22 protein-coding genes are annotated in these 26,163 nt (G+C 32.4%); 6 read left to right on the top strand and 16 right to left on the bottom strand.

Features of this window, described 5'->3' with window-relative positions; all coding sequences use genetic code 11:
- Positions 1 to 555: 555 nt before the first annotated feature.
- The 10 genes from Q0856_RS15005 to Q0856_RS15050 form a co-directional block, all read right to left on the bottom strand.
- Positions 556 to 987 carry a hypothetical protein gene (locus Q0856_RS15005; protein WP_298506316.1) on the bottom strand — a complete coding sequence of 144 codons (432 nt, stop codon included), beginning with the start codon at positions 985 to 987 and terminating at the stop codon, positions 556 to 558.
- Positions 988 to 1,377: 390 nt separating this feature from the next.
- A complete protein-coding gene (locus Q0856_RS15010; protein ID WP_298506318.1) occupies positions 1,378 to 2,376 on the bottom strand; it encodes a hypothetical protein in 999 nt (332 codons plus the stop codon).
- A gap of 531 nt (positions 2,377 to 2,907) precedes the next feature.
- Entirely contained in the window at positions 2,908 to 3,306 is a 399-nt protein-coding gene (locus Q0856_RS15015; protein ID WP_298506320.1) for a hypothetical protein, read from the bottom strand.
- 8 nt (positions 3,307 to 3,314) lie between these two features.
- Positions 3,315 to 4,067: a methyltransferase domain-containing protein gene (locus Q0856_RS15020; RefSeq protein ID WP_298506323.1), complete on the bottom strand. Its 753-nt coding sequence runs from the start codon at positions 4,065 to 4,067 to the stop codon at positions 3,315 to 3,317.
- Entirely contained in the window at positions 4,058 to 4,798 is a 741-nt protein-coding gene (locus tag Q0856_RS15025) for a DUF2071 domain-containing protein (protein WP_298506326.1), read from the bottom strand. The genes Q0856_RS15020 and Q0856_RS15025 overlap by 10 nt, the downstream gene beginning before the upstream one ends.
- A 1-nt stretch (position 4,799) precedes the next feature.
- On the bottom strand, positions 4,800 to 5,174 hold the full coding sequence (locus Q0856_RS15030) for a DoxX-like family protein (RefSeq protein WP_298506329.1): 375 nt from the start codon (positions 5,172 to 5,174) through the stop codon (positions 4,800 to 4,802).
- A gap of 37 nt (positions 5,175 to 5,211) precedes the next feature.
- Entirely contained in the window at positions 5,212 to 5,955 is a 744-nt protein-coding gene (locus Q0856_RS15035) for an SDR family NAD(P)-dependent oxidoreductase (RefSeq protein ID WP_298506332.1), read from the bottom strand.
- Positions 5,956 to 6,018: 63 nt separating this feature from the next.
- Complete coding sequence (locus tag Q0856_RS15040; protein ID WP_298506335.1) at positions 6,019 to 6,576, bottom strand: Crp/Fnr family transcriptional regulator; 558 nt, start codon at positions 6,574 to 6,576, stop codon at positions 6,019 to 6,021.
- A 15-nt stretch (positions 6,577 to 6,591) separates the two neighbouring features.
- Positions 6,592 to 7,251, bottom strand: a complete 660-nt coding sequence (locus Q0856_RS15045) for a uracil-DNA glycosylase family protein (RefSeq protein WP_298506338.1) — start codon at positions 7,249 to 7,251, stop codon at positions 6,592 to 6,594.
- The gene (locus Q0856_RS15050; RefSeq protein ID WP_298506341.1) at positions 7,251 to 7,976 is read right to left on the bottom strand and encodes a hypothetical protein; all 726 of its coding nucleotides are present in this window, start codon (positions 7,974 to 7,976) and stop codon (positions 7,251 to 7,253) included. The genes Q0856_RS15045 and Q0856_RS15050 overlap by 1 nt, the downstream gene beginning before the upstream one ends.
- Positions 7,977 to 8,250: 274 nt before the next feature.
- On the opposite strand from Q0856_RS15050, the gene Q0856_RS15055 reads away from it, so the two are divergent.
- Entirely contained in the window at positions 8,251 to 9,987 is a 1,737-nt protein-coding gene (locus tag Q0856_RS15055) for a thrombospondin type 3 repeat-containing protein (protein ID WP_298506343.1), read from the top strand.
- Between the two features lie 239 nt (positions 9,988 to 10,226).
- Here the strand turns inward: Q0856_RS15055 and Q0856_RS15060 are convergent, their stop codons facing one another.
- From Q0856_RS15060 to Q0856_RS15070, 3 genes are all read right to left on the bottom strand, one after another.
- Positions 10,227 to 12,773 carry a phosphoenolpyruvate carboxylase gene (locus tag Q0856_RS15060; RefSeq protein WP_298480754.1) on the bottom strand — a complete coding sequence of 849 codons (2,547 nt, stop codon included), beginning with the start codon at positions 12,771 to 12,773 and terminating at the stop codon, positions 10,227 to 10,229.
- Between the two features lie 127 nt (positions 12,774 to 12,900).
- A complete protein-coding gene (locus Q0856_RS15065) occupies positions 12,901 to 16,353 on the bottom strand; it encodes a pyruvate carboxylase (protein WP_298506347.1) in 3,453 nt (1,150 codons plus the stop codon).
- A 174-nt stretch (positions 16,354 to 16,527) separates the two neighbouring features.
- Positions 16,528 to 16,893, bottom strand: coding sequence for a hypothetical protein (locus tag Q0856_RS15070; RefSeq protein ID WP_298506350.1), 366 nt, complete (start codon positions 16,891 to 16,893; stop codon positions 16,528 to 16,530).
- 199 nt (positions 16,894 to 17,092) lie between these two features.
- On the opposite strand from Q0856_RS15070, the gene Q0856_RS15075 reads away from it, so the two are divergent.
- Positions 17,093 to 19,513, top strand: coding sequence for an outer membrane beta-barrel family protein (locus Q0856_RS15075; protein WP_298506355.1), 2,421 nt, complete (start codon positions 17,093 to 17,095; stop codon positions 19,511 to 19,513).
- 21 nt (positions 19,514 to 19,534) lie between these two features.
- On the opposite strand, the gene yaaA is transcribed toward Q0856_RS15075, so the two are convergent.
- The 3 genes from yaaA to Q0856_RS15090 all read right to left on the bottom strand — a co-directional run bounded on the left by yaaA (position 19,535) and on the right by Q0856_RS15090 (position 22,011).
- Positions 19,535 to 20,296: a peroxide stress protein YaaA gene (yaaA, locus tag Q0856_RS15080; RefSeq protein ID WP_298506358.1), complete on the bottom strand. Its 762-nt coding sequence runs from the start codon at positions 20,294 to 20,296 to the stop codon at positions 19,535 to 19,537.
- 95 nt (positions 20,297 to 20,391) lie between these two features.
- Positions 20,392 to 21,420 carry an RluA family pseudouridine synthase gene (locus Q0856_RS15085; protein ID WP_298506361.1) on the bottom strand — a complete coding sequence of 343 codons (1,029 nt, stop codon included), beginning with the start codon at positions 21,418 to 21,420 and terminating at the stop codon, positions 20,392 to 20,394.
- A 3-nt stretch (positions 21,421 to 21,423) separates the two neighbouring features.
- Positions 21,424 to 22,011: a PASTA domain-containing protein gene (locus tag Q0856_RS15090; protein ID WP_298480743.1), complete on the bottom strand. Its 588-nt coding sequence runs from the start codon at positions 22,009 to 22,011 to the stop codon at positions 21,424 to 21,426.
- A gap of 98 nt (positions 22,012 to 22,109) precedes the next feature.
- Here Q0856_RS15090 and Q0856_RS15095 point away from each other — a divergent pair, with 98 nt between their 5' ends.
- The 4 genes from Q0856_RS15095 to Q0856_RS15110 all read left to right on the top strand — a co-directional run bounded on the left by Q0856_RS15095 (position 22,110) and on the right by Q0856_RS15110 (position 26,123).
- Positions 22,110 to 23,081: a D-alanine--D-alanine ligase gene (locus Q0856_RS15095; protein ID WP_298480741.1), complete on the top strand. Its 972-nt coding sequence runs from the start codon at positions 22,110 to 22,112 to the stop codon at positions 23,079 to 23,081.
- A gap of 113 nt (positions 23,082 to 23,194) precedes the next feature.
- Positions 23,195 to 23,653, top strand: coding sequence for a pantetheine-phosphate adenylyltransferase (gene coaD, locus Q0856_RS15100; RefSeq protein ID WP_298480739.1), 459 nt, complete (start codon positions 23,195 to 23,197; stop codon positions 23,651 to 23,653).
- 186 nt (positions 23,654 to 23,839) lie between these two features.
- Positions 23,840 to 25,732 carry a PAS domain-containing protein gene (locus Q0856_RS15105; protein WP_298506364.1) on the top strand — a complete coding sequence of 631 codons (1,893 nt, stop codon included), beginning with the start codon at positions 23,840 to 23,842 and terminating at the stop codon, positions 25,730 to 25,732.
- Positions 25,719 to 26,123 carry a response regulator gene (locus Q0856_RS15110; protein WP_298506367.1) on the top strand — a complete coding sequence of 135 codons (405 nt, stop codon included), beginning with the start codon at positions 25,719 to 25,721 and terminating at the stop codon, positions 26,121 to 26,123. Before Q0856_RS15105 ends, Q0856_RS15110 begins: the two co-directional genes overlap by 14 nt.
- The last annotated feature ends 40 nt before the right edge of the window (positions 26,124 to 26,163 follow it).

The following is a 26,163-nucleotide window of genomic DNA, read 5'->3' on the forward strand; positions in this document are numbered from 1 at the left end:
ATATAAGCTGAAAGGGCAAAGAAATAAAAAAATGCTTCCACACTATTTCTTGTTTTTGGAGTAATACAATACCAGCCACAAGCGCTACTAATTGTAGAACACAAAAAATAGGAATCAAAACCGCTTCATGTTTCTTTAAAGTAAATAGAGAACAAATAGAAATACCTATAAAAAGAAATAACATAATTGCCGAAGGCCATAAAATAGCAATATTTACATTAAAAACATATTTTACAAGTAACCCAACTATAAGCAACGGTAGTACAAAATAAATCATATTTAGAAAGAATTGTATTAAGTTAAAAAGCTCGTTTGTATTTCTACTTCTTTTGTAAAAACAGTATTGTATTACAAATTTCCGTAGAATATAAACTAAATACTACCCTGTTTATTGGGAAAACCTATAACAAATGCGTAAAAAACACCAAACACTTATTCTCCTAATGCATCTATTAAAAAATCTTTGTAGGATTAACCATAAGCTTATTTACAAATTTCATTCCGCTATTTATTGTATGCAAACTTTTCCTATCTGGTTAATTTTAGGGTGTTGCATTATTTAATCCACAAAAACTCTCGTTCACATGCTATATGAGATTGGTAATAGTTTATTTTAAAATCATCATGGGTATAGTTTAATCTCCAATCTATAGCTCCAAAATAAACAAAAGAAACCAGCATAGACCAGGCCATAATTAACCAACCAAATACAGGAATAATCTTTTGCGCTAGTTTTTCTTTTATTTTATGTAAGCGTACTACTAGTGTATAAATAAAGAGTGTCCAGAAAACTAAATTACCTAAAAAACCAAATAGATAAATTTCCCCAGACATAGAAAAAATCCAACTTGTGTTAGTTTCTTGAACAAACGGAAAGCCATAAAATTCTGGTCCATGTTCTGGATAATCGCAAACATATTTAAAAGTAAAATATTCATCTGTAATACACCCAAGTGCCGTTGTTAGAGAGAATACAATTTTTTTCATCTATGTAGTAATTTGTAAACTTTTACCAAAGATAATTGGTAAAAACAATATGTATACCCCTGTTTTAAGTGGAAATTAAAAGGCATCTATACACTTTAATTGTTTTTACAAATGTCATTTATTTTCTTTATATCAATAGATAAAAAAATATTAACGAAGAGAACAGCCTCTACTTGGCGACTAGTTTTGTTGGTATTTCCAATTTTCTTGTCTAAAATAGGTGTCGTTTCTAGACGAAAAAAAATTCTGTTTCAGTCAATGCATTTTTGTATAAATAGTGTTCCATTTAAGCAACTAATTTAGTAAATACAAACGAATAGAAAATCCTTGAGGATTTTCGTAAGCAATATAGGGCTACGCAATTATTTTTATGTGGTGTTGCCAATTGTGTTATTGTAACTGCACTACAAATTCCATTTCCTCGTAATTAGGCACATAAAGAATAAATTTTTCAATTCTGTCTGTTGATATAAGTATTGTATAATTTTCTCCAAATTCCTTTTTATAAGTATCATCTGGAATATCGGAATTTTCTATTTTTAAAAGTTTATGATGAATTTTTTTACTATAATCTTGAAGCGATAAGTTAGGGTTTTCTTTAAAAAGATTATAATTATAAGTGCAGATAGTAGAACTTCCAATCGATTCAACTCTATATCCGTTTTTATTAATATTAAAGTACCCTATGCCATCCAAAAGTTCACTTCTAGAGTTTTCTTGAGATATAACAACTGTATTATTGATAATATTTATGATTTTAAATTCCGAATCGTTTAATATAATGGGTTTGTTTATATCATTCATCGTAACTTCTTTATATGCATAACCCGAAATAAATCGAGCCTTAACGATTAATTCACCAGCTATTTTATCTTCTTTTGATACATCCAACTTAAAACTACTACTTATTGTCTTGCATAAAGATGAATTTGTTTGTATTTTTTTTGAGTGGCATTTTTGGTCATATCCCCAACTACTACCTATATAATCTCCAACTTTGATTTTTTCATTTTCTTGATTAGTTAAGTCACTCTTTATAATTACAAAATCTAATAATTTAAATATATCTTTATTTTCATCTTCCGATAAATAAGAACTTATTTGTAACTGTACTGTTCCAATACTACTGTTTATTTCTAGAGTACTATTTTCTTTAAGTATTTTTAAATATTTTTTCAAATTATCTTTTGAAGGAAATTCTTTGAGCCAAGGAAACAAGAAATCTTTATTTTCTTTTGGCACTATATCTACTTTCTTAAAGATATAAGAAGACTTTTCATATAAGTGCTTTGCGAATTGCTCAATTTCATTATTTTTAATTGCATCCATTTCTTGACTGAATATACTAAATGAAAGATTGAATATAATGATTGTAATATATATTTTCATTTTTTAATGTTAACAGTTAATATATTAAAACTTATGCGTAAACTGGAGACCTCCATAATAAAAAAGTTGTACCCAATATATAAGCTGAAAGGGTAAAGAAATAAAAAAATGCTTCCACACTATTTCTTGTTTTTGGAGTAATACAATACCAGCCACAAGCGCTACTAATTGTAGAACACAAAAAATAGGAAACAAAACCGCTTCATGTTCCTTTAAAGTAAATGGAGAACAAATAGAAATACCTACAAAAAGAAATAACATAATTGCCGAAGGCCATAAAATAGCAATATTTACATTAAAAACATATTTTACAAGTAACCCAACTATAAGCAACGGTAGTACAAAATAAATCATATTTAGAAAGACTGTATTCATAATAAAAAAAGAATTGTATTAAGTTAAAAAGCTCGTTTGTATTTCTACTTCTTTTGTAAAAACAGTATTGTATTACAAATTTCCGTAGAATATAAACTAAATACTACCCTGTTTATTGGGAAAACCTATAACAAATGCGTAAAAAACACCAAATACTTATTCTCCTAAAGCTGTTATAAAGAAAATAACGGTTACATATAACCAAAATATACTAAATACTACATGTACTGTAGTTTCAAAGGTTTTGCCTTTCCAAAGTTTTGAAGAGTAGCCTACAAACTGAATAATTAGGCGCAATAACCAAAAAACACCTAAGCCTAAGGCAATTTTTTTACCTAAGGAGGTTTCTATTATTTCCGTGGCAGATGAGACACAGAGTAGTCCCATAAGAAATACAGTTACGGCAATAAAAATCGTATGTATTTCCATCATTTGTTTGTTTACAAGACTCAAGGAACGCAGCTCTTTTTTCCAATGAAAGTATTTTGGAAAAATAATGTGTACCAATGCTAAAGCCATACATAAAACTCCAATAATTTTTAAATGAATTTGCATACTACTTATTAAGAACTACAACGAAAGATAGACATAAACGGGGTAAACTTGGTTTCTTTAAAAATAGAAAAACCTGCTTCGGTAAAAGCCTTTTTCCATGTTTTTCGAGAAAAAAAGTGGGTAAAACCAATAGAAAATGCCAAAAAATTGGAAAAATCCCGTAAATGTTCCACCGTAATTACCGTACCATTGGGTTTACATATTCTTTTGCATTCTTTTAAAAATAGCACTTTTTCTTTGTACGAGCGAATTTCATGAACGGCAGAGAGTAAAAAAACCACATCGACCGAATTACTGCTCACGGGTATACGATTGGTTTTTATTTGTTGCGTATTAGGGTACACTAAACTTACTTTACGTGCCCGTACAATTGCTGGTTCTGTATGTTGCTTAGGGTCGTAAAAATCGAACACTTTTATATCGGCTTCTGGAAAATTGTTTTTAAGGATAAAGCTGGTTTCATCAAAACCAGCATTAATGTTTACTAGGTGTTTTGGCTGTTCTTCTTTTAGCCCAAGCTTATCTAACCAATTAAAATTATAATAGCCAGAAAAATCATATACATAGGCAGATACTAACAACGGCATTAAAAAGCCATAAAGAAATACCCCAAGAATTATCCCTGTGATTACTAGTGGAATTTTATAAAAATTTAATGCTGCTATAAGCACTACCAACACCAACAACCCAATTACATAAAAATGTCTATTAAAGCTTAGAATATTTAATACCCCTTGAAACTTTCTTCTTTTTATTTCCATACTTCTATTCTACCTTTTTTCCAGTAGTAGGGAATATTTTTAATCTCAAAAACGTTAGCCAAAACCGCATTTTCCAAATTTTGTTCTTTTAAAAATTTAAAATTATAATCTATGGCTTCTATTGCTTGGGGTTTCCAATTTTGCCGTACGCCTTCTATTATTAAAACTTCTTTCTTTTCTTTAGTATACGTAAAGGTAAATGGCAATGGGCCTGCAAATCTCCGTGCTTCTTTAAAATCTGCAAAGGGAGAATTTATGGGTAAAGGTACTTCTGCCTTATTATTCTTTTTTACGGTTACCAAAAAGTCTGATTTTAGAGAAGAAATGCTACTGGTAGTTGCTGTTTCTTCTTGTTTAATATCTGTAGTAGTGTATTGGTAATGGGTAAATATGTTCCCCATAAATTGCATTTTCTTACTATCGGTTTCTGATTTTAATATATAGAGCCCTCTCAATTTTTTGCCTTCTTTAGTGGTGTACCGTACAAAAACACGATACCCAATTAAAAAAAAGTTATTCCCCATAAATTTAGGAAAACCTTTAGGACGTAAATCTTCCGTTTGCACCATAGCTACGGCTATAAAGGCATGGGTATCTTTAAAAGTATCTAAGGTTAAACACTCTGGTATCTTGTCCTGAAGTTGTTCTTTGGGTACTGCAAAAGTGAATACCAAAGAGCTTTTAAAATGAGATTCTACTGCAAAAGGATGGTTTTTTAATGTACTAAACATACTAGGCTTGGTTTTTTCCTTTTCGTAAATGAAACTCGTTGATATAAATAAGCATTATAAACAAAAATGCGAATATGGAATTATACTTTCCCCATAAAAGCAAATCTGGCACTATAAAGAATTCCATAATATTCATAATAGCTATTATTCCCATTTGCACTATGGCATTTATTCTTCTTTGTATTCTGGAGATTACCCATATACACATGGCCACTTCAGAAACACCAATAAGAATGGTAAAAAGTGGCCCGTAGGATTCTCCTAAAATATGACTTACAATTTCTTGGTGTCTTGGTACTTGGTTTAAGACTTTACAGTAGAGGCCATTAACCAACCAAACCAATGCAATTATATAGGTTATTATTTTAGAAATCATTACTCTAAGTTACTACTTTAACTTAAGTCTAAAAAAGCTATTCTTTATTTAATCCATTTATCTTTTTAAAGGCAAATTTTGGTGCTATTCTATGTAACCAATACAATAATTTTACAGCTCCTAATTTTATTTCTGTCTTTGCTGTTTGTAGTTCCCCTAGCATTTTTTCGACTGCTACTGGTGTAGAAATAGCAATTTTAGGAGGATTGCCTTTATGCCAAGGAGTATCTACCACTGGTAATAAAACCTCAACTATAGATATATTTTCTTGTTTTAATTGTTCTCGTAATACTTGGGTAAAAGAATGTAATGCCGCTTTGGTGGCATTGTAAAACGGGTAATCTGCTCTAGGGCAATACACCAAACCCGTAGTAATATTAACTATAGTGGGCCGGTAATTTTTCTGTAATACTGATACTAGTTCTTTTGTTAAATGAATGGGTGCCAAAAAATTGGTATTTATCTCTAATTCTGCCATTTCTATAGCCTCTGAGGTCTCCATAAAATTAGTTTTATGCACCAAAGCAGCATTATTAATCAAAACATTTAAACTAGAATGTTCTTTTTTTACCCATTCTAAAAATTGATTTCTCTGTTCCTTTTTAGATAAATCGCAGGAATACGTTTCTACCTCTGGCAACTCCTTTTTCACTGCGTTTAGCTTGGATAAGGACCTTGCGCAAATAATTATAGTATTGTCTTGTATTAACTGCCTGCATAGTTCCAAACCAACACCAGAGCTACCCCCGGTAATAAGAATGGTGTTATTTTTTAAATTCATTTTTCTCTGTTTAGAATTGAATTCAAAAATAAAAGCCTACAAAAAGGTTTGCATTGACCTAAGTTAAGACGAGAGCTTCTTTTTTATTCTGCTTAGAGATTCTGGTTGGATGCCTAAGTAAGATGCTATGATATTTTGCTTTGCTCTTCTGATAAGCTTGGGGTTTTCTTGCAAAAAATTCTGAAATCTTGTTGGAGCATCTAACAACAAAAAATCTCTTTCTCGAGCTTCTTTAATTATAAAAGCGTGCTCTAATAATTGCACTAAAAAAGTATTCCAACAGGGATGACTATCTTTAATTTTCAGCCAATCCGAGTACTTTAATTCTATTATTTTAGAATCTTCTAAAGCTTCGATATAAAAGTGGGATGCTTTTTCATTTATCATAGAAGAGTACGATACTATAAAGCCGTTTTCTTCTATAATATTTTTTGTAAACTCCATACCTTTTTCGTTTATATACACATAACGAAACAAACCAGAAGAAACAAAAGCAAACTTTCTTGGTATTTCCCCTGCACGCACCAAATAATCGCCTTCTGCTAAAGTTCTCTGCTTTCCTAAAGCAATTAACTTTTTGGCCTGTTCTTTGGGTACTAGATTATTTAAAAACTCTTTCATCAACTATTTCTTAACTTAAAAAAAGGGTTCGTACTGCATTACCCTAAAATCTAGTGTATTGAATTTTGGGTTTGCTTTTTTTAACTCTTTATACGCTTGCGTACTACCAATAGCTCTATTGGCAGTTCCAGATGGAGCAGTTAAAGAAACCGTAATAATTTTCCTTTTGCTATTAGGCATTATAAAACTATGTATCCTGGGAACTTCATTGTTTTCTACGGCTAAAGACAAGCCATTTTCTTTAAGGTGTTTTCTAAAAAAAAATTCAGGACCGTTTTTGCTGTTACCACCTGTGAAAATTAGCATTTGCACATTGGTATATTCTTTTAAATAGCCTACTATATTTCTGAGTTCTATTTGTTTCATTCCCAAATCAGAAGCATCTATTTTATCTCTTCTAGCACTACCAACAATATCGCAAACACCAATTTTTCTTTGCAAAAGAAAATTACGTCTTTGGTCGGCTGCATAAGCAGTAGTCTCGTATTTTAAATTTAGATCAAAAATACGGTCTAATACAGGCCATAGCATTCCATTACGACTACCATAACAAAAATCTACATCGTCTTCTTTTAAATCGCCTGTAGTAAATCTTGGCGGAGGCAAGGTACCTACAATTAGTTTGGTAGCTTCTTTAAATAAAAAAGGCTCGTAAGGATGGGTATGTAAGAACATTATAGGCTTGTTGTAAACAGTTCTTTTGCCTTAATAATTATAGCTTTGTTTTGTTTATAGCTTGGCTTAGACATATTCTCTGATTCGGTAATTATTTCTTGTAGCACTTCTTTAGAGGCACTCAATTTATTATTTCGGATATAAAATTTTGCTAATTCTAAACGTTCTTGGTACTTGCTATACGGGGCATTATATGATTTTAATACCTCCTCTGCCTTCTCTACTTGCCCCTCTTTCTCTAGTGCCATACCATACAAAAAGAAGCTTCTATATTTTTTAAACTTTGGTGTGTCTATAATTCTTTGCGCGTATTCTAATGAAGTTGCAAAGTCCGAAGAAAAATAATGGCATTCTTGCAGCTTAGAAATTACATAAAAATCGTTTTTAAACATATTGGTTAGCGCTGCTTGGTATTGGGTAATAGCTTGTGCATACATTTTGTTTTCTAGATAGGCATCGGCTAAAGCAACTTTATTCTCAAAGGAGTCCGAAAATTGAAGTTTTTTCTCTAAAGTCTTAATCTTTTTTGTCGGGTTTATTACTGCAGTTATGTCTTTCTGCAATTTATCCACATCATTCTTACGAATAACATTCATAAATAAATAAACGAAACAACCAATCACAGGTACAAAGAGAATTACAAAAAACCAATACGTATCATTCTTATGAGTAAAACAATGATAAACGCAATACGCCTGTAGGGCCAAAATAAAGTAATAATACATTCCTCTAATTTAAGAATTATAAAATTTTAAGGGCTTTCCGCTAAAGTATATTATTACATTTTTTTACAAAACATTTAAAAGGTGCCCTTTTAGAGCAAGATTCCCCAAGGCATATAAAACGGCTGCGTTAGCACTAAGATCGCTATAACATATATAAACTATAGGTTTTTTCCTACAATTCAACATCAAAAAAACACAATTTTACATCACGTTTAAGTTCCTATGCAACAATAAATTAGCTATAAACTACAAAAAAAATACATTTACCTACATTATGCATAAGTTATTTCTTTACATTATATGGTTGTTTGTATTTTTTATATATGCAAAAGTACAAGCACAAACTACCTGTACAATAAGCGGTGTAACTGTTACCGCCACAGGTTCCACAAGATCTGGTTACTTAAATCCTCCTACGAACCCCGGAGGCTGTACCTCTGCTTCTTTTAGTGGCTCTGGTATATGGACAGGGTTTTCTTCTACAGGTATAATCCTTTATACTTTTAGTCAACCCATTACCAGTATACGAATATCTTATAGTGCAGTTAATACTGCTGATATTTTAGCATTTACTACCAATACTGGCGGTACTATTAGCTTAAGTAACCCTTGTAATGTTACCATACCCAGTTCTAACAGAATTAAAGGAGTTGCTAATTATACCGATTCTTGGATTACGGTTACCTCTACTATACCATTTACAACACTTACCAGTACTAATGTTGGAGGAAGCTCTGGTTGGGTACAAGGAGATCTTTGCGATTTTACGATTTCTAGCTGCGATTTAAATAACCCTAATGACGATTGTGACGGTGATGGGGTAAATAATGGTATAGATTGCGACCCCCAAGACCCTAATGCGTATACCGATATAGATAATGATGGTGTTTGTGATGTAAGCGATTTAGACAATGACAATGATGGTATTTTAGATAGCGCAGAGGGTTGCACTTCTGGCATGCAAGATATAAGCGCCCTAAGTTTTAATGGGAACACCGTGGCATCTACCACCACAAATAGTATTACTACACGTACCGATTCTAGATGGTCTACCTCTTATTCTAATGAAGATTTTGATCTTCCCTTACGATTAAAGTTTAAGGCTGGCACCTTGCATAATATGGTAGGATTTCTTCCAAATGGAGGAACGCAAAGATTAACTACATGGAATGATGGGGCTTATAAAGTATATAGCACACCAAACCGTATGTATGGAAAATTACTCACCACATGGAATCCTTTTAATATAACACGAGCCGCCAATGATATTTTTGTTTTAGAAATTGATGTCTCTGGAAATTTAACCTTAACGCAAAATGGTATTACGCGTTTTACAGGAACAGCGCCAGTTACTTCTTATAAACTTGCAATAACTTCTATAACCGCAACTACTATTTCTGAAATAGAATTTACCCATGGTAATTCATTTGCTTGTGCAGATACAGATAATGACGGTATTGCAAACTATTTAGACTTAGATAGTGATGGTGATGGCTGCTCAGATGCCGATGAAGCCTATAATAATGTTAATGCCGACGGGAATGACGATGGTATTTATGGCACCGGAACTCCCAGCGTAAATGCAGATGGTACTGTTATTGGTGCTTCTTATGCAACTCCTTACGATTCGGAACCGAATGGAATACCAGACTTTTTACAATCTGGGCCCATACCAGTTATAACCACGGTACTAACAAATACTACTGCTTTTTCTGGCTCCAATGGGGTGTTTTCTATTGCCGCTACCAACGCCGATATTTTTTCTTGGGAAGTAAGTACAGATAATGGCACCACCTATAATTCTATTGTAGATGGTACAGAATACAATGGAACACAAACCGCTACTTTAACTATTATAAAAGCGGGTCTTGATAAAAATGGATACCTATATCGGGTAAAGTTATCGAACCAGGCCTATATATGCTCCGAAGAATCTTCTTCTGCATCTTTATTTGTTCGGTTACGCACTGTTATAACCAATAGAAGAATTACCTACAGAGTAAAGAAATAATAAACTATTTTAATTGCGGTACCCATTATCTCTATAGTAACAATTATAAATGTAATACCTCAGCACATACAATAGATTGTACCTCTTTTATATACTCGATGTTATACCTCTTTTTGGGCTATCATTAGATTAGTTTTTGGAAAAATTAGCTAGGATAATTGACCACCATATATTTTACAAAAAAACCTTACCAGAAACATCTAGTAAGGTTTTTTTACATTTTGTACTCTACTATAATACTACGCCGAATTACGACTAGCATTAATGTTACCATAAAGAGAACGCGTAACAATCTTTTCGTACAATTCTTTAAAAGAAGAATCTCCAGCAATTTTCTGAAGTGCATATTGTTGAATTACCAATAATGGCAATACAATATTTTCTCTTATTTTAATAGACTCACGAGAAACCGCTTCTTTTTCCATAAGAATTTCGGTATCTGCTACTAACAATAACATCTCCTTAGAAAGTTGATACTCTGCATGTAATATTTTCCAGAACTCTCCATATTCCTTATCATCTTTCATATAACTGGTAAGCTCAAAATAACATTTAGAAAGCGACATCATACTGTTAGACATAAGCGCTTTAAAAACAGGAACTTCATTATACAAGGCTTTTACCTCTTCTATTCTGCCTTGGTCTTTTAATGCTTTTATAGCGGTTCCTAGACCAAAGTAACCTGGTACGTTTTGCTTTAATTGACTCCACGACCCTACAAAAGAAATGGCACGTAAATCGGACAATTCTAATTTTGCTTTATTTCCTCTTTTTCCTGGACGACTACCAATATTAGCTTTGGTATAATATTTAAGTGTACTTCTATTTTCCAAATACGACATAAATTTATCATGATGTTTTAAGGCATCATACTTCGCAAAACTAAGCTCGGAAAGTTCTTCTATTAAATTTCTTTGCTCTTTTAGAATTACATTTTCTTCTCCAAAGAAATTGTTAGATAAACCTGCTGTTAACAATTGCTCTGAATTATAAATAAACTGCTCTTTGGTACCATAGGTACTTGTAATGGTTTGCCCTTGAATAGTTAATTGTATTTCATTATTTGCGATATCCTTTGTTTGCGCTGCGTAGAAACGGTGCGTTTTTCCACCACCACGTGCTGGAGGTCCACCACGGCCATCAAAAAATATGGCTTTTACATCATTCTTAGCACAAACACCAGATAAACTTTCTTTTGTTTTAATTATGGACCAATTGGCTTTTAAATACCCTCCATCTTTAGTACCGTCGGAGAAACCAAGCATCATAGTTTGCTTTTTACCTCTTTGTTCTACATGCTCAAAATAGGTTGGCATAGCAAATAGTTTTTGCATAGTGTCTTCTGCGCCGTCCATACCATTCATAGTCTCAAAAAGAGGAACTATATCAAAAGTAATTACTTTATTTTGCCATCCACTCCATCGGAACAATCCGTATACAAATAAGACCGAGAATATATCTTCCGAATTACTAATTATATATCTATTACACCCTTCTTCACCATTCTTACTTTGAATTTTTTGTAATTGGCTTATATTTTTGATAGTATCTCTTACTATACCTTCATCAAAATCTTCTGCATTTAATTGCAAATCTTTATGCAATAAAATATCTACCAACTCCTCTTCTTTTAGCTCGGATATGCTTTCACTAATTAAGTCGTTTTTCTTTAAAACTGCTTCTATAACTTTGGTATGTATGCTATGATCCTGTCTAACATCTAAGGTTGCAAAATGTGTTTTAAAGATTTTTACCTTATCCATAAAGTAATCTAACTCTTCTAAATAAAGACCATGAAATTGATCTATTAAAATAGCTCTTATTTTCTCTAATGGACCAATAATATCATTATATCCTACATGCTTCTGTGGGTTAAACATAGCAGCATATAAATTAGCACGAAGCTCATTAAGGCTATCCTGAACCGCAGTAAAAGTTAATTTTTTCTGAAGTTTCTTTAAATCGTTGTAATAGCACTTCATTAGCGTAATACGTAATTCATCTGCCACATCGCTAGTAATATCTGCCGTTACAAAAGGGTTACCGTCGCGGTCACCTCCAGGCCAGAATCCTAGTTTTAAAATATTGTAGTTTTCGAATTCTGTATTCTTAATATTCTTTTTTAAGTAAGCATACAACTCCCCAACGGCATCGTAATACACATTTCTAAGAATGTATATAATATTCTTTGCCTCGTCTAAAGGTGTTGGTTTTTTAGAATTTATAAGCGATGTTAATCCTAATTGCTGTAGAGTAACATCTATATCATCTATATTGTTTTCTAGAATTAAAGTTCGTAGCTCTGCAATAATATCTAAAACTGCAGGGGTATAAAATTGTGTAGGGTGTGCTGTTAATACTAATCTAGAACTAAAATTAGACAAGTGTTCCGCTATTTTATCCCAACTTTTATTTTTGTCTACTAACTCAAAATAATCTTTAATAGTTAGGTTGCTACTGTGCTCATACAATTTAGGGAAAGCCGCATCCTCTACACTATCATATAGCACCACTTGGCGCTCTACATACTGAATAATACGGAACATAAAATCTATTCTATCTTTCTCTGAGTTTATTGCTATATAATTCTCAAAAAAGCCATCTAGAATCTCTTTAGGGTTTAAACCCGATTTAAGACCTTTTTGACATTGTTCCAATATTAAAGGAATTACCATTCCTACATTTTCTATGTTGCGATAAGGTAAATTTAAAAACAAGCTATTGTAGACATTGAATCTATTAGTAACCGATTTTTTAAATTCTTCTAACCTTGGTGTTTGTTTCATACTCATTTATTTGCTTACCAATCGTATTATAGATTTAGAGCCTGCAAAAGTACCAAAGCTTTTTGGACAAAAAAAACCCTTTTGCATTAGTAACAAAAGGGGTTTAAATCATTATTTTTTTTACATTCTATTTAAGAACGATCACTAAATCTTCCGAATTTACTAATGAGCCACCGTTTAAAACAATTCTATCTACCACACCATCTGCTGTTGCCGTAACTGAAGTTTCCATTTTCATTGCTTCTATAATAAATAATGGTTGATTTCTTTTTACTTCTTGTCCTTTTTTAACTAACACATTAGACAGTAAACCTTGTAACGGAGCGCCAATTTCCTTAGCATTAGCAATATCTGCCTTTTTATTCTCCATTTTTTCCACTTTTACAGATGTATTTTTAACCAATACATTACGTAATTGTCCGTTAATTTTAAAGAATATGCTAACATTACCTGCCTCATCTGGCTCTCCTTTTAACATCAAGGAAATTAGAACTTTTTTTCCTTTATCTAACTCTACCATAATCTCTTCACCTACTTCCATACCGTAGAAGAAATTTTTAGTAGGTATATTTACCACATTCCCATATTTTACATGATTGTTATATGCATCTGTAAATACCTTTGGATATAATTTATAAGACAAAAAGTCGGTCATTTCTAAGGCTCTTCCCATACCTTTTTTAAATTTCTTTTTAAAAGCAGCAAATTCTTTTTTAAAATCTACTGGTTCTAAATGCGCATTTGGCCTTTCGGTATAAGGTTTTTCATCTTTAAGAATTATTTTTTGAAGTTTTTCTGGAAAACCACCAACTGGTTGCCCTAAATCTCCTCTAAAGAAATTCTTAACCGATTCTGGGAAAGAAATATCTTCTCCTTTTTCTAAAACGTCTTCAACTGTTAGGCTATTACTAATCATATATTGCGCCATATCCCCAACAACTTTAGAACTTGGAGTTACTTTTACAATATCGCCAAACAACGTATTTACCTCGCCATACATTTTGGTAACTTCTGGGAATTTATCTTCTAAGCCTAAAGCAATTGCTTGGCCTTTTAAGTTAGAATACTGGCCACCAGGAATTTCATGCTTATACACTTCTCCTGTTCCTGATTTTAAGCCCGACTCAAAGGTATAATAGTAATTCCGAACGGTTTCCCAATAATTAGAATACTCTGCTAACTTTTCTGAATTTAAAATATTCTCGCGTTCGTGGAAACGCAACATTTCCATCACCGAATTAAAATTCGGTTGCGATGTAAGTCCGGATAGGCCACCTAAAGCAACATCTACAACATCTACTCCTGCCTCTACAGCTTTTAAATACATTGCAGCTTGGGTAGATGAGGTATCATGTGTATGTAAGTGAATAGGAATATTTATTTCCGATTTTAAAGTTCCTATTAACTCATAAGCAGCATTTGGTTTAAGTAAACCAGCCATATCTTTTACACCTAGAATATGTGCTCCTGCATTTTCTATATCTTTTGCCAATTGCACATAATACTTTAAATTGTATTTGGTTTTGGATGGGTCTAAAATATCCCCTGTATAACAAATAGAACCTTCTGCTAAGCCACCAGTTCTTTTGCGTACATGGTCTATACATGGCGCTATTGATTTCATCCAGTTTAGCGAATCGAATATACGGAATACATCTACTCCGGTTTCCCAAGATTTTTCTACAAACTCACCAATTAAATTATCTGGATAAGCCTTATAACCAACTCCGTTAGAGCCTCTTATTAACATTTGCAACAAAAGATTTGGCATGGCTTTACGTAATAAAGCTAAACGTTCCCATGGGTTCTCTTGTAAAAAACGCAAACAAACATCGAAAGTGGCTCCTCCCCAAACTTCCATACTAAAAATCTCTGGATGATTTTTTGCAAAACCTTCCGCTACTTTTAGCATATCTGTGGTTCGCATTCTAGTTGCTAAAAGACTTTGGTGCGCATCTCGCATTGTAGTGTCTGTGAAATGAACTTTCTTTTCATTTTTTAACCACTGCGAAAATTTCTCTGGACCTAGTTCTGTTAACAAATCCTTAGTCCCTTTAGCATAATCCTCATTCTTCGGAAAAGCAGGAACTATAGGCTTAGAAAAAACATGGTTAGGATTATATTTTTTAACATCTGGATTACCATTTACAATAGTATCACCCAAAAATTGTATTAATTTGTTTACACGATTTTTTGGTTCTATAAACTCAAATAACTTTGGTTCATTCTGAATGAAATTAACGGTAACATCTCCGTTTCTAAAAGTTGGATGTTGAAGAATATTATTTAAAAAAGCAATATTTGTTTTTACCCCACGAATTCTAAATTCTGCTAGAGCTCTTATCATTTTACGGCAAGAACCATCTAAGGTTCTACTCCTTGCAGATGCTTTTACCAACATGGAATCAAAGAAAGGAGAAATAGCAACGCCTTGATAAACACTACCTGCATCTAAACGAATACCAAACCCTGAAGCACTCCGATAGGTAGTTACTACCCCATAATCTGGTTTAAAATCATTAGCCGGATCTTCTGTAGTAATTCTACACTGCAATGCATAACCAGATATATGAACTGATTCTTGGTTTTCGATTTTTATTTGTTTGTCCGATAATTTATACCCGCCAGCAACAAAAATTTGAGTTTTTATAAGGTCTATATTCGTGACCATTTCAGTTACCGTATGCTCTACCTGTACTCTTGGGTTTACTTCTATAAAATAAATACTACCATCATCATCTACCAAAAACTCAACGGTACCAATATTATTATAATCTACCGCTTTGCAAATATCCTGCGCGTAGGTATACAAACTATCTTTAGTTTCTTGAGACAACCCCACAGAAGGAGCAAATTCTATTACTTTTTGATAACGTCTTTGTACAGAACAATCTCTTTCGTACAAATGCACCATATTACCGTGTTCATCTGCTACTATTTGTATTTCTATATGTTTAGGGTTTTCTACAAATTTTTCAAGAAAAACGGTATCATCGCCAAAAGCATTTAAAGATTCTCTACGGGCCTCCGGAAAAGCTTTTCTTAAGTCTGCTTCTTTTCGAATAACTCGCATACCACGACCACCGCCACCTGAAGCAGCTTTTAGCATAATTGGGTATCCTATTCTGTCTGCTTCGGAAAGGGCTATTTCTACAGAAGTTAAATCTTTATCACTGCTTTGAATAATTGGAATATTATTCTGAACTGCTACTTCTTTGGCTGTTATTTTATCCCCCAAAGCTCTTAAAACTGATACTTTAGGGCCAATGAACTTTATACCATTTTCATCACACCTCTGCGCAAATTCTGCATTTTCCGAAAGAAATCCGTACCCAGGGTGTATAGCATCTACCCCATTATCTTTCGCTATTTTAATAATAGCCTCGATATCTAAATACGGTTTAAGCGGTTCGTTATCTTCTCCTATTTGATAACACTCATCTGCCTTATACCTGTGTAACGAATAACGGTCTTCGTAGGTGTAAATCCCCACAGTTTTTATTCCTATTTCTACACAAGCCCTAAAAATACGGATGGCTATTTCCCCGCGATTTGCTACTAAAACAGTATTGATTTTCACGCTTATTTTGATTTAGTTAATGGTTCTTTAATACTAAAATCAAAATTACGGCTTTTGCCGTCGTAACACAATACGATAAAAGTATAATTAATGTGTATTTTGTTATAATTTAAAATTAATACACGCCTCTATTTACGAAAATAGAAGCAAAAGGGCTTTTTTAAAGAATTATCCCTAATCGACAACAAAATTTAATAATACGTTTCCGCTTTCATCCAAGCCCAATTCGTAAGTGTAAAAACCAGGGGCTAAAAGACTTTCTCCAACAAAATCAACAGGTTGTAAAACATACGTTTCCCCATCGGAAATTATATTTATATATGCATAAGAATACAACTGATCGTACTCTAAATAATCCGAATACGAACCCGAAGAAATATTAGTATATTTAGTAGTATCTGAAACCACAATTACCTCTTGGTAAGTAACTTCGCTTGTATTTTTAATCCTAAGATTTACTTTGGTAATATTATCATCTCTATCGGTACAGCTAAAAGAAGTTATTAAAATTACCAGCAATAAAACCAAATGCTTTCTCATAATCGAAAAATATTTACCCTTTATTAAAGAAACGTCAATAGGAAGGATATATTTTACAAAGTAAAAACAGGCTTATTTAGCAGTAAAAGATGGAAAAACCATCGTTCTTCAATTACAGTAAGAAAAAACCCTAATTACTTTAAGAAATAAGCAAAATAAGGTTAAATTTATCTTCTCTTAAAACCAAATTTTACTTTAAATGACAGGATTAAAAACTAACCCGTGGCTCGCATTTGCGATTGGCTTTTTCTTTATGTACTTTTCTTGTTATGCGCAGGACTTTACTATTACAGGTTCTGTAAAAAACGGCAATGAGACGGCCATAGCTCTTGCTAATATTATTACCTATAAAGCAATTGATACCTCGGTAGTTAAAGGTGCTATTTCTGAAGGAAATGGAAATTTTACTCTAAAAAATCTAAAAAAAGGAGACTACTTAATACAAGCAAGTTATATAGAAAATGTATCCGATTTTAAAAAGGTAACCGTTGATCAAGACAAGCACATTGGTGACCTAAAAATTATACATCTAAACGAACTTGAAGGAGCTACAGTAATTGCTAAAACACCTACTGTTCAACGAAAATCCGACCGTATAATATTTAATATTGAAAATACCACATTAACAGATGGCAGCCTCGAAGACGCCTTAAAAAAAACCCCAGGCGTAATTATAATAAAAGATAAGTTGACCATAAAAGGTTCTGGAGATGTAGGCGTAATGATTAATGGAAAAATAATAAATCTCCCCAAAGATGATATCATGAATCTGCTCTCTGGTACCATGGCCTCTTACGTAGAGAGTATTGAAGTAATTACCTCACCACCTGCCAAATATACTGCAGAAGGGGGTATGCTAATTAATATAAAAATGTCTAAAGATATAAGTCCTGGCTATAATGGTTCTTTTTTTAATAGATACAAACAAGGTGTTTTACCAAAACATATCGTAGGTATTGATAACTTTTTTAAAAGAAAAAGTGTATCCTTCTCCGTGAACTATAGCTATACAGATTCTAAAAAAATATATAGAAATAACTATGTAACTCATTTTACGGATATTAATGATATGAAAACCATTTTCAATGAAAAACGTGATTTTCATCGATTTGAGAAAATACATAATGCAAATCTTTTCTTTGACTACAAAATTAACCAAAAGAATACCTTAAACATTTCTTCTCTAAATAGTTGGCAACCTAGATTTGACAAACCATATAACTCGGAAATTTATATTACAGATGCTAGCGACCTACCTATTTCTAATTTTACCACAGATAACAAAACTCAAAAGCCAAAACTCAATTCTTCCATTTATTTAGATTATAAGCGTCGATTAGCAAAAAAAGGAGCTACACTTTCCTTAGGTGCCCACTACACCTATTTTAAAAACAAAAATAACCAACAGAGTTTTACTGATTTTTACGATAATATTGGCATTAAAACAAACGGAAACAGTTTTGCTACGGAAGCAAATCAACAAATAGATTTATTTAACACTCAAATAGATTTGGTATACCCCATTGGCAAAAAAACCACCTTAGAAGGCGGAATAAGATATGCACTTATAGATTCTGAAAGCTTTATAAACCAAAACGCAGAGAACCAAAACTCTTCTAATGTAAACATAACCGATAATGGCAACTTTACCTACAATGAAGATATTTTTGCCGCTTATACATCTTTTGCTAAACAATGGGATAAAATAGAGTTGAATACAGGCATACGTGTAGAGCAAACACAAACACTAGGCATTGAACGGATTTTAGATAGTAAAACCAAAAAAAAGTACTTAGAATGGTTTCCTTCTTTTTCTATATTATACACTGCTAACAAAAAAAGTGAATTTAATTTATATGCCTTCAGGAGAATTTACAGACCTAGATATGAAAACATAAACCCCTATCAATATTTCTTAAATAATTTTACAGTAAAAGAAGGCGACCCAAATTTAGAACCTTCTATCAAAAAATTTCTAGCTTTTAATTATTCACGTAAGAATACCTATTATTTTGAAGCTTATATACGGGAAGAAAAAAATTATTTAAGTCAACTTACTTTTCAAGATAATGATTTAAATATAGTCCGCTTAATAAGTTCTAATTTAGAACGTGAGTTTTCTTACGGCTTAGACTTTTCCTACTATAAAGACCTAACCAATAGATGGCATTGTTATGTTTTATCTTCCTATTTTTTTAGTGAAAATAGATTTAACGATATAAATACAAACCAGTTATATGACAATGGCATTTGGTCTCTTTTTTTTAGAACTATAAACACCTTTACGTTTTTAGAAGACCGCAGCCTTACTGCCGATTTTTCTTTAGATTATCTTTCTAAATTAAGTGACAAAAACGGCGTACAAACTGGGTATAATGAGTTTAGCATTGCATTGCGTAAAACTTTTTGGAATAATAAAGCTAGTGCGTCACTAGGAATTAGAGATATATTTAAGCAAGGAAACATCTTTAGCACCATTAATTATGCGGATCAATACAGTACATGGAGCTATAGACCAGAAACAAGACTGTTAACCTTAGGTTTTCGTTATAAATTTGGAAACACTAACATTAAGAATAATAAAAAACGTAAGCATACAGCAGAAAGAAAAAGAATTTAAAACACTGTAATACGGCTAATGTTACCGAATAAAAACAGGCTCGTTTTCTTTTAAAGTATGAGCTTTACTATATTGATAATCGTCCAAATTAAAGCCTTTAATATCTTCTAGGGTAGTTGCATTAGTATCCACGATGTAACGGACCATAGAACCCCTTGCTTTTTTTGCAAAAAAACTAATTATCTTTAGTTTATCATTTTTCCAATCTTTAAAAATAGGCGTTATTACTGGAACCTTTAAAGATTTTACATCTACAGAAGAGAAATATTCATTACTTGCTAAATTCACAAAAAGCTCTCCGTCTTCTAATTCTGAATTTAAATGAGTGGTAAGCTCTTTTTTCCAAAACTCGTACAAATTACTATTCCTACCTACTTTTAATTTTGTCCCCATTTCTAATCTATAGGGTTGTATTAAATCTAAAGGCTTCAGTATGCCATATAAGCCAGATAAGATACGTAGAGAATCCTGAAGAGTATCTAACTTACTATCTTCCAAAGTATAAACATCTAAACCTTGATACACATCACCACTAAAAGCATAAACAGCTGGCCTTGCATTGCTAGTAGTAAAAGGAACAGAAAAATCCTGATTTCTTTGCCAATTTAATTGCGCTAGTTTATCTGAAATATGCATAAGATCAGACAAAGCCTTAGGCTTTTTTTTAGCCAGAATCTTATTCAACTTTACTGCTTCTTCTATAAATTTAGGCTGCGTAAATTTGCCTGTTGGTAATTTAGTATCAAAGTCCAATGACTTCGCCGGAGAAATAACAATTTTCATTTTCTTGCAATTAGAGTATAAAAATAATAAGGATTTACTAGATTAACTAGTTCCTGAAGAAAGACTTTTTAATACCGTTATTAAAGAAATTTATACTACTGACTATTTTTGGTGTATTGCCTCCATTTCTCAACGCAAGATGCTATATCTTCCGGAATATCTGAATTAAAACTCATTTTTTCTCCAGAGACTGGGTGCACAAATCCAAGCGTTTTAGCATGGAGTGCTTGTCTTGGTAAAATTTTAAAAGCATTATCTACAAATTGCTTATACTTGGTAAAGGTAGTTCCTTTTAAAATTCTTTCTCCGCCATAACGCTCATCGTTAAAAAGAGTATGGCCAATATGTTTCATATGCACTCTAATTTGATGAGTTCTTCCGGTTTCTAACTTACAAGAAATTAAAGTAACATACCCCAAACGTTCTATTACTTTATAATGAGTTATTGCTTCTTTTCCTTGTTCTCCCTCCGGAAAAACATGCATCTGTAACCTGTTTTTGGGATGCCTACCTACGTGCCCTTCAACTGTACCTTCATCCTCTTCTAAATTCCCCCAAACTAAAGCTACATATTCTCTTTCCGAAGTTTTATCAAAAAATTGCTTCGACAAATGTGTCATTGCTGCTTCAGTCTTTGCTATTACTAATAAACCAGAAGTATCCTTATCTATTCTATGTACTAATCCCGGGCGTTCATTACTATTTGCCGGCAAATTATCCACATGAAAAATAAGTGCATTTATAAGTGTTCCGGAATAATTACCATGACCTGGATGTACTACCATACCCGCTGGCTTATTCACCACCATAAGCACATCATCCTCATAAACAATATCTAAAGGAATATCTTCTGGAACTAATAAAAATTCATGCGGCGGATGTTCAAAAAGAACTTTTACCTCATCCCCCGATTTTACTTTATAGTTTTGCTTAACCACCTTATCATTCACCCAAATATGGCCACCTCGAGCGGATTGTTGAATTTTATTACGCGTAGCATTTTCAATGAAATTCATTAAAAATTTATCTACTCTTAGTGGTTCTTGCCCCTTGGACGCAATTACTTTATGATGTTCATAAAGCTCCCCTTCATTTGGTTCTGGACCCTCTTCTATTGGTACCATATTTTATTCTGAATCTGCCTTTACCTGTGCTCTCGAAGTAATATTTCCATTACCACATACCAATTCAATTTTAGATGTCTTTGGCAACCTATCACCTGGTTTAATCATTTTTCCTTTATACTTTATAGTATACACCATGTCCTTGCCCAATTCATCTATATAGGTGACTCTCTGCACATCTAACCCTACAGCCCGCAACATAGAAGTCGCGTTTCTTTGCGTAACCTGAATAATTTTAGGAACTGACACCTTCTTATAACCAGAAGGGTTTACCGTAAAATATATTTTTCTATTCTCTTTTACTTTATTCCCTGCCTGCGGATTTTGATCAATAATAGAAAACCTAGGATAATCGGGATTATAATTTGCCGAATCTAGCACTTCATAACGCAAACCCGCTTCTTCTACAGATTTACGCATATCCATTACAGACATTTTAGCAAAATCAGGAACTTCAACGAACTCACCATGATTGGTACTACTATTCAACCACCGTAACATTACAAATATTAAAACTACTAGAACTACTATGGCTAATCCTATCTGGATTAAAAAGGTTTTACTTTTTAAAAAACTAAATAAATTTCTCATGGAGTATAATTGACCTGACAAATATAGGAAACGGATTGCTTTTTTCTTTACTTTGAAGTATTGTTATTTATTATTAGAAAAAGTAATTACAGATTCCTATGAAAAAGAAAGTAGCCATAATAATGGGCGGTTACTCCAGCGAATACAAAATATCATTAAAGAGTGGTAATGTTGTTTATGAGTATTTAGATAAAGATTTTTTGGATGCATACCGTATTCATATTTTTAAAGACAAATGGGTTTATGTAGCTCCAGACAATACCGAACACCCTGTTAACAAAGATGATTTTTCTATTGTAGTAAATAATGAAAAAATACAATTTGATTGTGTTTTTAATGCTATTCACGGTTCTCCCGGAGAAGACGGACTTATGCAAGGGTATTTTGAGTTGTTAGGAATTCCACAAACTTCCTGTGATTATTACCAAGCCGCTTTAACATTTAATAAAAGAGACTTACTAAGCGTTTTAAAGGCCTATGGAATTAAGTCTGCAGAATCTTACTATTTAAATTTAGGAGATGTTATTGATGAAGATGCAATTATAGATAAGGTAAAACTTCCTTGTTTTGTAAAAGCTAATAAAGCGGGTAGTAGTTTTGGCATCTCTAAAGTGCACAAAAAAGAAGAATTGTACGCAGCCATTGAAAATGCATATAAGGAGGATGATGAAATAATTATTGAGAGTTTTCTTAATGGCATAGAAGTTTCTGTTGGTGTTATAAAATATAAAGGAGAAACCAAAGTATTACCAATTACCGAGATTGTTACGGAAAACGATTTCTTTGACTATGAAGCTAAATACGAAGGCAAATCCACAGAAATAACTCCGGCAAGACTTAACAAAACCCAAGAAGATAATGTTATAGCTATGGCTAAAAAAGCCTATGAAGTATTAAAAATGAAAGGTTTCTCGAGAAGCGAGTTTATTTTTATTGGAGACGAACCCTATATGTTAGAAATGAATACTACACCAGGATTAACAACAGAGAGTATTCTACCGCAACAGGCACAACAAGCCGGAATTTCTTTAGAAGAACTTTTTAAAAATGCTATTGAAGAAGTTTTGTAATAACTATATTGAGACTAGTACACGAGATGTTAAAATAAAATGCCTTTAACCATCTATATAAGTACCAAAATATTAAACCCAGTAATTGAGAATAAAACATGTAATTTTACCGTATGAGAAGAGCTGTTTTTCCCGGATCCTTTGATCCACTCACATTAGGTCATCAAGATATAATTGAAAGAGGCGTACCTCTTTTCGATGAGCTTATTATAGCCATAGGAAAGAATGCCGATAAAAAATATATGTTTAGTCTGGAAGAAAGAATTCGCTTTATTACGGAAGCTTTTAAAGATGAACCCAAAATTAAGGTAGTTACTTACGAAGGATTAACCGTAGACTTTTGCAAAAAAGAAAAAGCAGAATTTATTTTACGAGGATTAAGAAACCCAGCCGATTTTGAATTTGAAAAGGCAATTGCTCATACCAACAGAAAACTCGCTGAGATAGAAACTGTCTTTTTACTAACTTCTTCTGGGAAATCTTTTATTAGCTCTTCAATTGTAAGAGACGTAATTCGAAATAATGGAGACTATACTATTTTAGTACCACCTACAGTAACTACCAACCAATAACCCCTACAAAACGGTATAATTCCTACAAAAATAAATAAAAACCTCAGCAAGTATGAGGTTTTTATTTGTATAAATCATTATATTTAGTAGGAAATTACTTTCATTTATTGATTTTTTTATACCTTTGCCTATAGTTTTTTAAGAAAACACAACGCCTTTTAGCTAGTTCACAACAAACCTTTACACATGTCGTATAATCACATTACTTTAGTAGGAAAATACGACAAAATGCTGAAGAAGGATTTAAAACTTACAAACAATTATTTAATAAAACAATTACCTAAAGCAACTGCTTTTATTAATAAAAAGTACGAAGTTATCCACGCGTCTGATCAATGGATTAATAGTTTTTACTTTGATAATAATGACGTTTTTGGCAAATCTATCTTTACTCTTTTTAATGAAAATAATAAGGATTGGAAAATTATTCTTAAAAATTGTTTTATTGGACAACCCAGTGAATTATTTACCACAAAAATAAAAGATCAAAACAATAACAATCAATGGTTTGAGTGGTCTAACATACCTTGGTACGATGATAATGAAAATGTTATTGGAGCCATCATTCAAGCAGAAAATATTACTTCAAGAACCATTGACGAATTACGACTAAAAAAACTAGAAACCATACTCCAAGAAAAGTCCGAAATAGCCAAAATTGGAACTTGGGGGTTCGATGCAACAACACAAAAAGGTAATTGGTGTAACATTACTAAAGAAATACATGAGGTAACTGATGATATTGACCTGCCTTTAGACACCATGATAAATTTCTATAAAGATGGTTTTAGTAGAAATAGAATATCTATGGCAATACATAATGCCATGATGAAAGGTGTTTCCTGGTCCGAAAAATTACAAATTACAACAGCAAATGGAGCCACAAAATGGGTAGTTTCTACCGGAAAACCCATATATAAAAATGATGAATTTCAAGGCTTACTTGGAACTATACACGATATAGACAACCAAGTACATTCTAAAATAAAAACTAAAGAAAACGAACACTTACTTAAAACCCTAATTGATAACTTACCATTAAACGTATACATCAAGGATACCGAATCCAGAAAAATACTAGTTAATAAGGCCGAATGCGAATACATGGGAGTGAACTCTCCTGATGAAATATTAGGTAAAGATGATTTTGATTTCTTTCAAAAAGAGGTTGCTCAAAATTTTAGAAGAGAAGACATCGGGGTTATAAAATCTCTTAAACCAGTATTAGGGAAAGAAACTATTAGTATCAAAAAAGATGGTAGTACTACCACTTTTCTTACCTCTAAAATTCCGCTTACCGATAATAATGGCGATGCGTATGGTATTGTGGGTATAAGTACAGACATTACCCATTTAAAGCAAAAAGAAGAAGAATTAAGAGATTTAATAAATGTAACTTCTCTACAAAACAAAAAGCTAATTAATTTTGCACATATTGTTTCGCACAATCTAAGATCACACACTGCAAATTTTTCTATGCTTTTAGATTTTCTAGTTAATGAAAAAGAAGAGACAGAGAAAGAGAGCATCTTAAATATGTTAAGAAATGCATCGGATAACTTATTAGATACCCTAGACAATCTTAATGAGGTTGTTGCTATTAGTTCAAATACAAACCTAGACAAAACCCCGATTAACTTAAATGGTAAAGTAGAAAGCGTAAAACAAAATTTATCTGCTTATATCAAAAAAAATAATGCAACCTTAATAAATGAAATACCCAAGAATGCAGAGATAAAAGTTATTCCTGCATATGTGGATAGTATATTCATGAATTTCATTACGAATAGCGTTAAGTACAAAAATCCAGATAAAGATCCTGTGATAAAAATCAGTATGTCTAAGAAAGATAACTATTCCGTAGTAAGTATTACGGATAATGGCTTAGGCATTGATCTTAAAAAATACGGAAACAAACTTTTTGGCATGTACAAAACATTCCACAAACATAAAGATTCTAGGGGGATAGGCTTATACATAACAAAAAACCAAGTAGAGGCAATGAACGGAAAAATTACCGTCTCTAGTAAAGTAAATAAGGGAACCACTTTTAATATATATTTTAATGAAGAAGATTAACTCTATCTGTATTATAGATGATGACCCAATAACGGTTTTTGGTATTCAAAAAATGCTAGGACTGGTAACGGATTGTAAGAATATTAATAAATTCATTAATGGCAAAGATGCCATTGACGGCATTTCATCTATGCTAGAAAATAATACTCCTTTACCACAAGTTATTTTTTTAGACATAAATATGCCCATTATGGATGGATGGCAATTTTTAGAAGAGTTTATAAAATTACCCATTACCGAAACCGTAAGAGTAAATATTGTAACTTCTTCCATAGACGAATTAGACCGTAAGAATTGGGAATTATACAAATCGCAAACACATCATTTAATTACATTTAACAATAAACCAATTAAAAAAGAAGAAATGCAGCGTATTACGAAAGTTGCATAATTCATTTCCCCTTAGATTTTACCTATTTTTGTGATAATGT

This window comes from uncultured Maribacter sp., assembly GCF_947496775.1.
Classification (GTDB): domain Bacteria; phylum Bacteroidota; class Bacteroidia; order Flavobacteriales; family Flavobacteriaceae; genus Maribacter_B.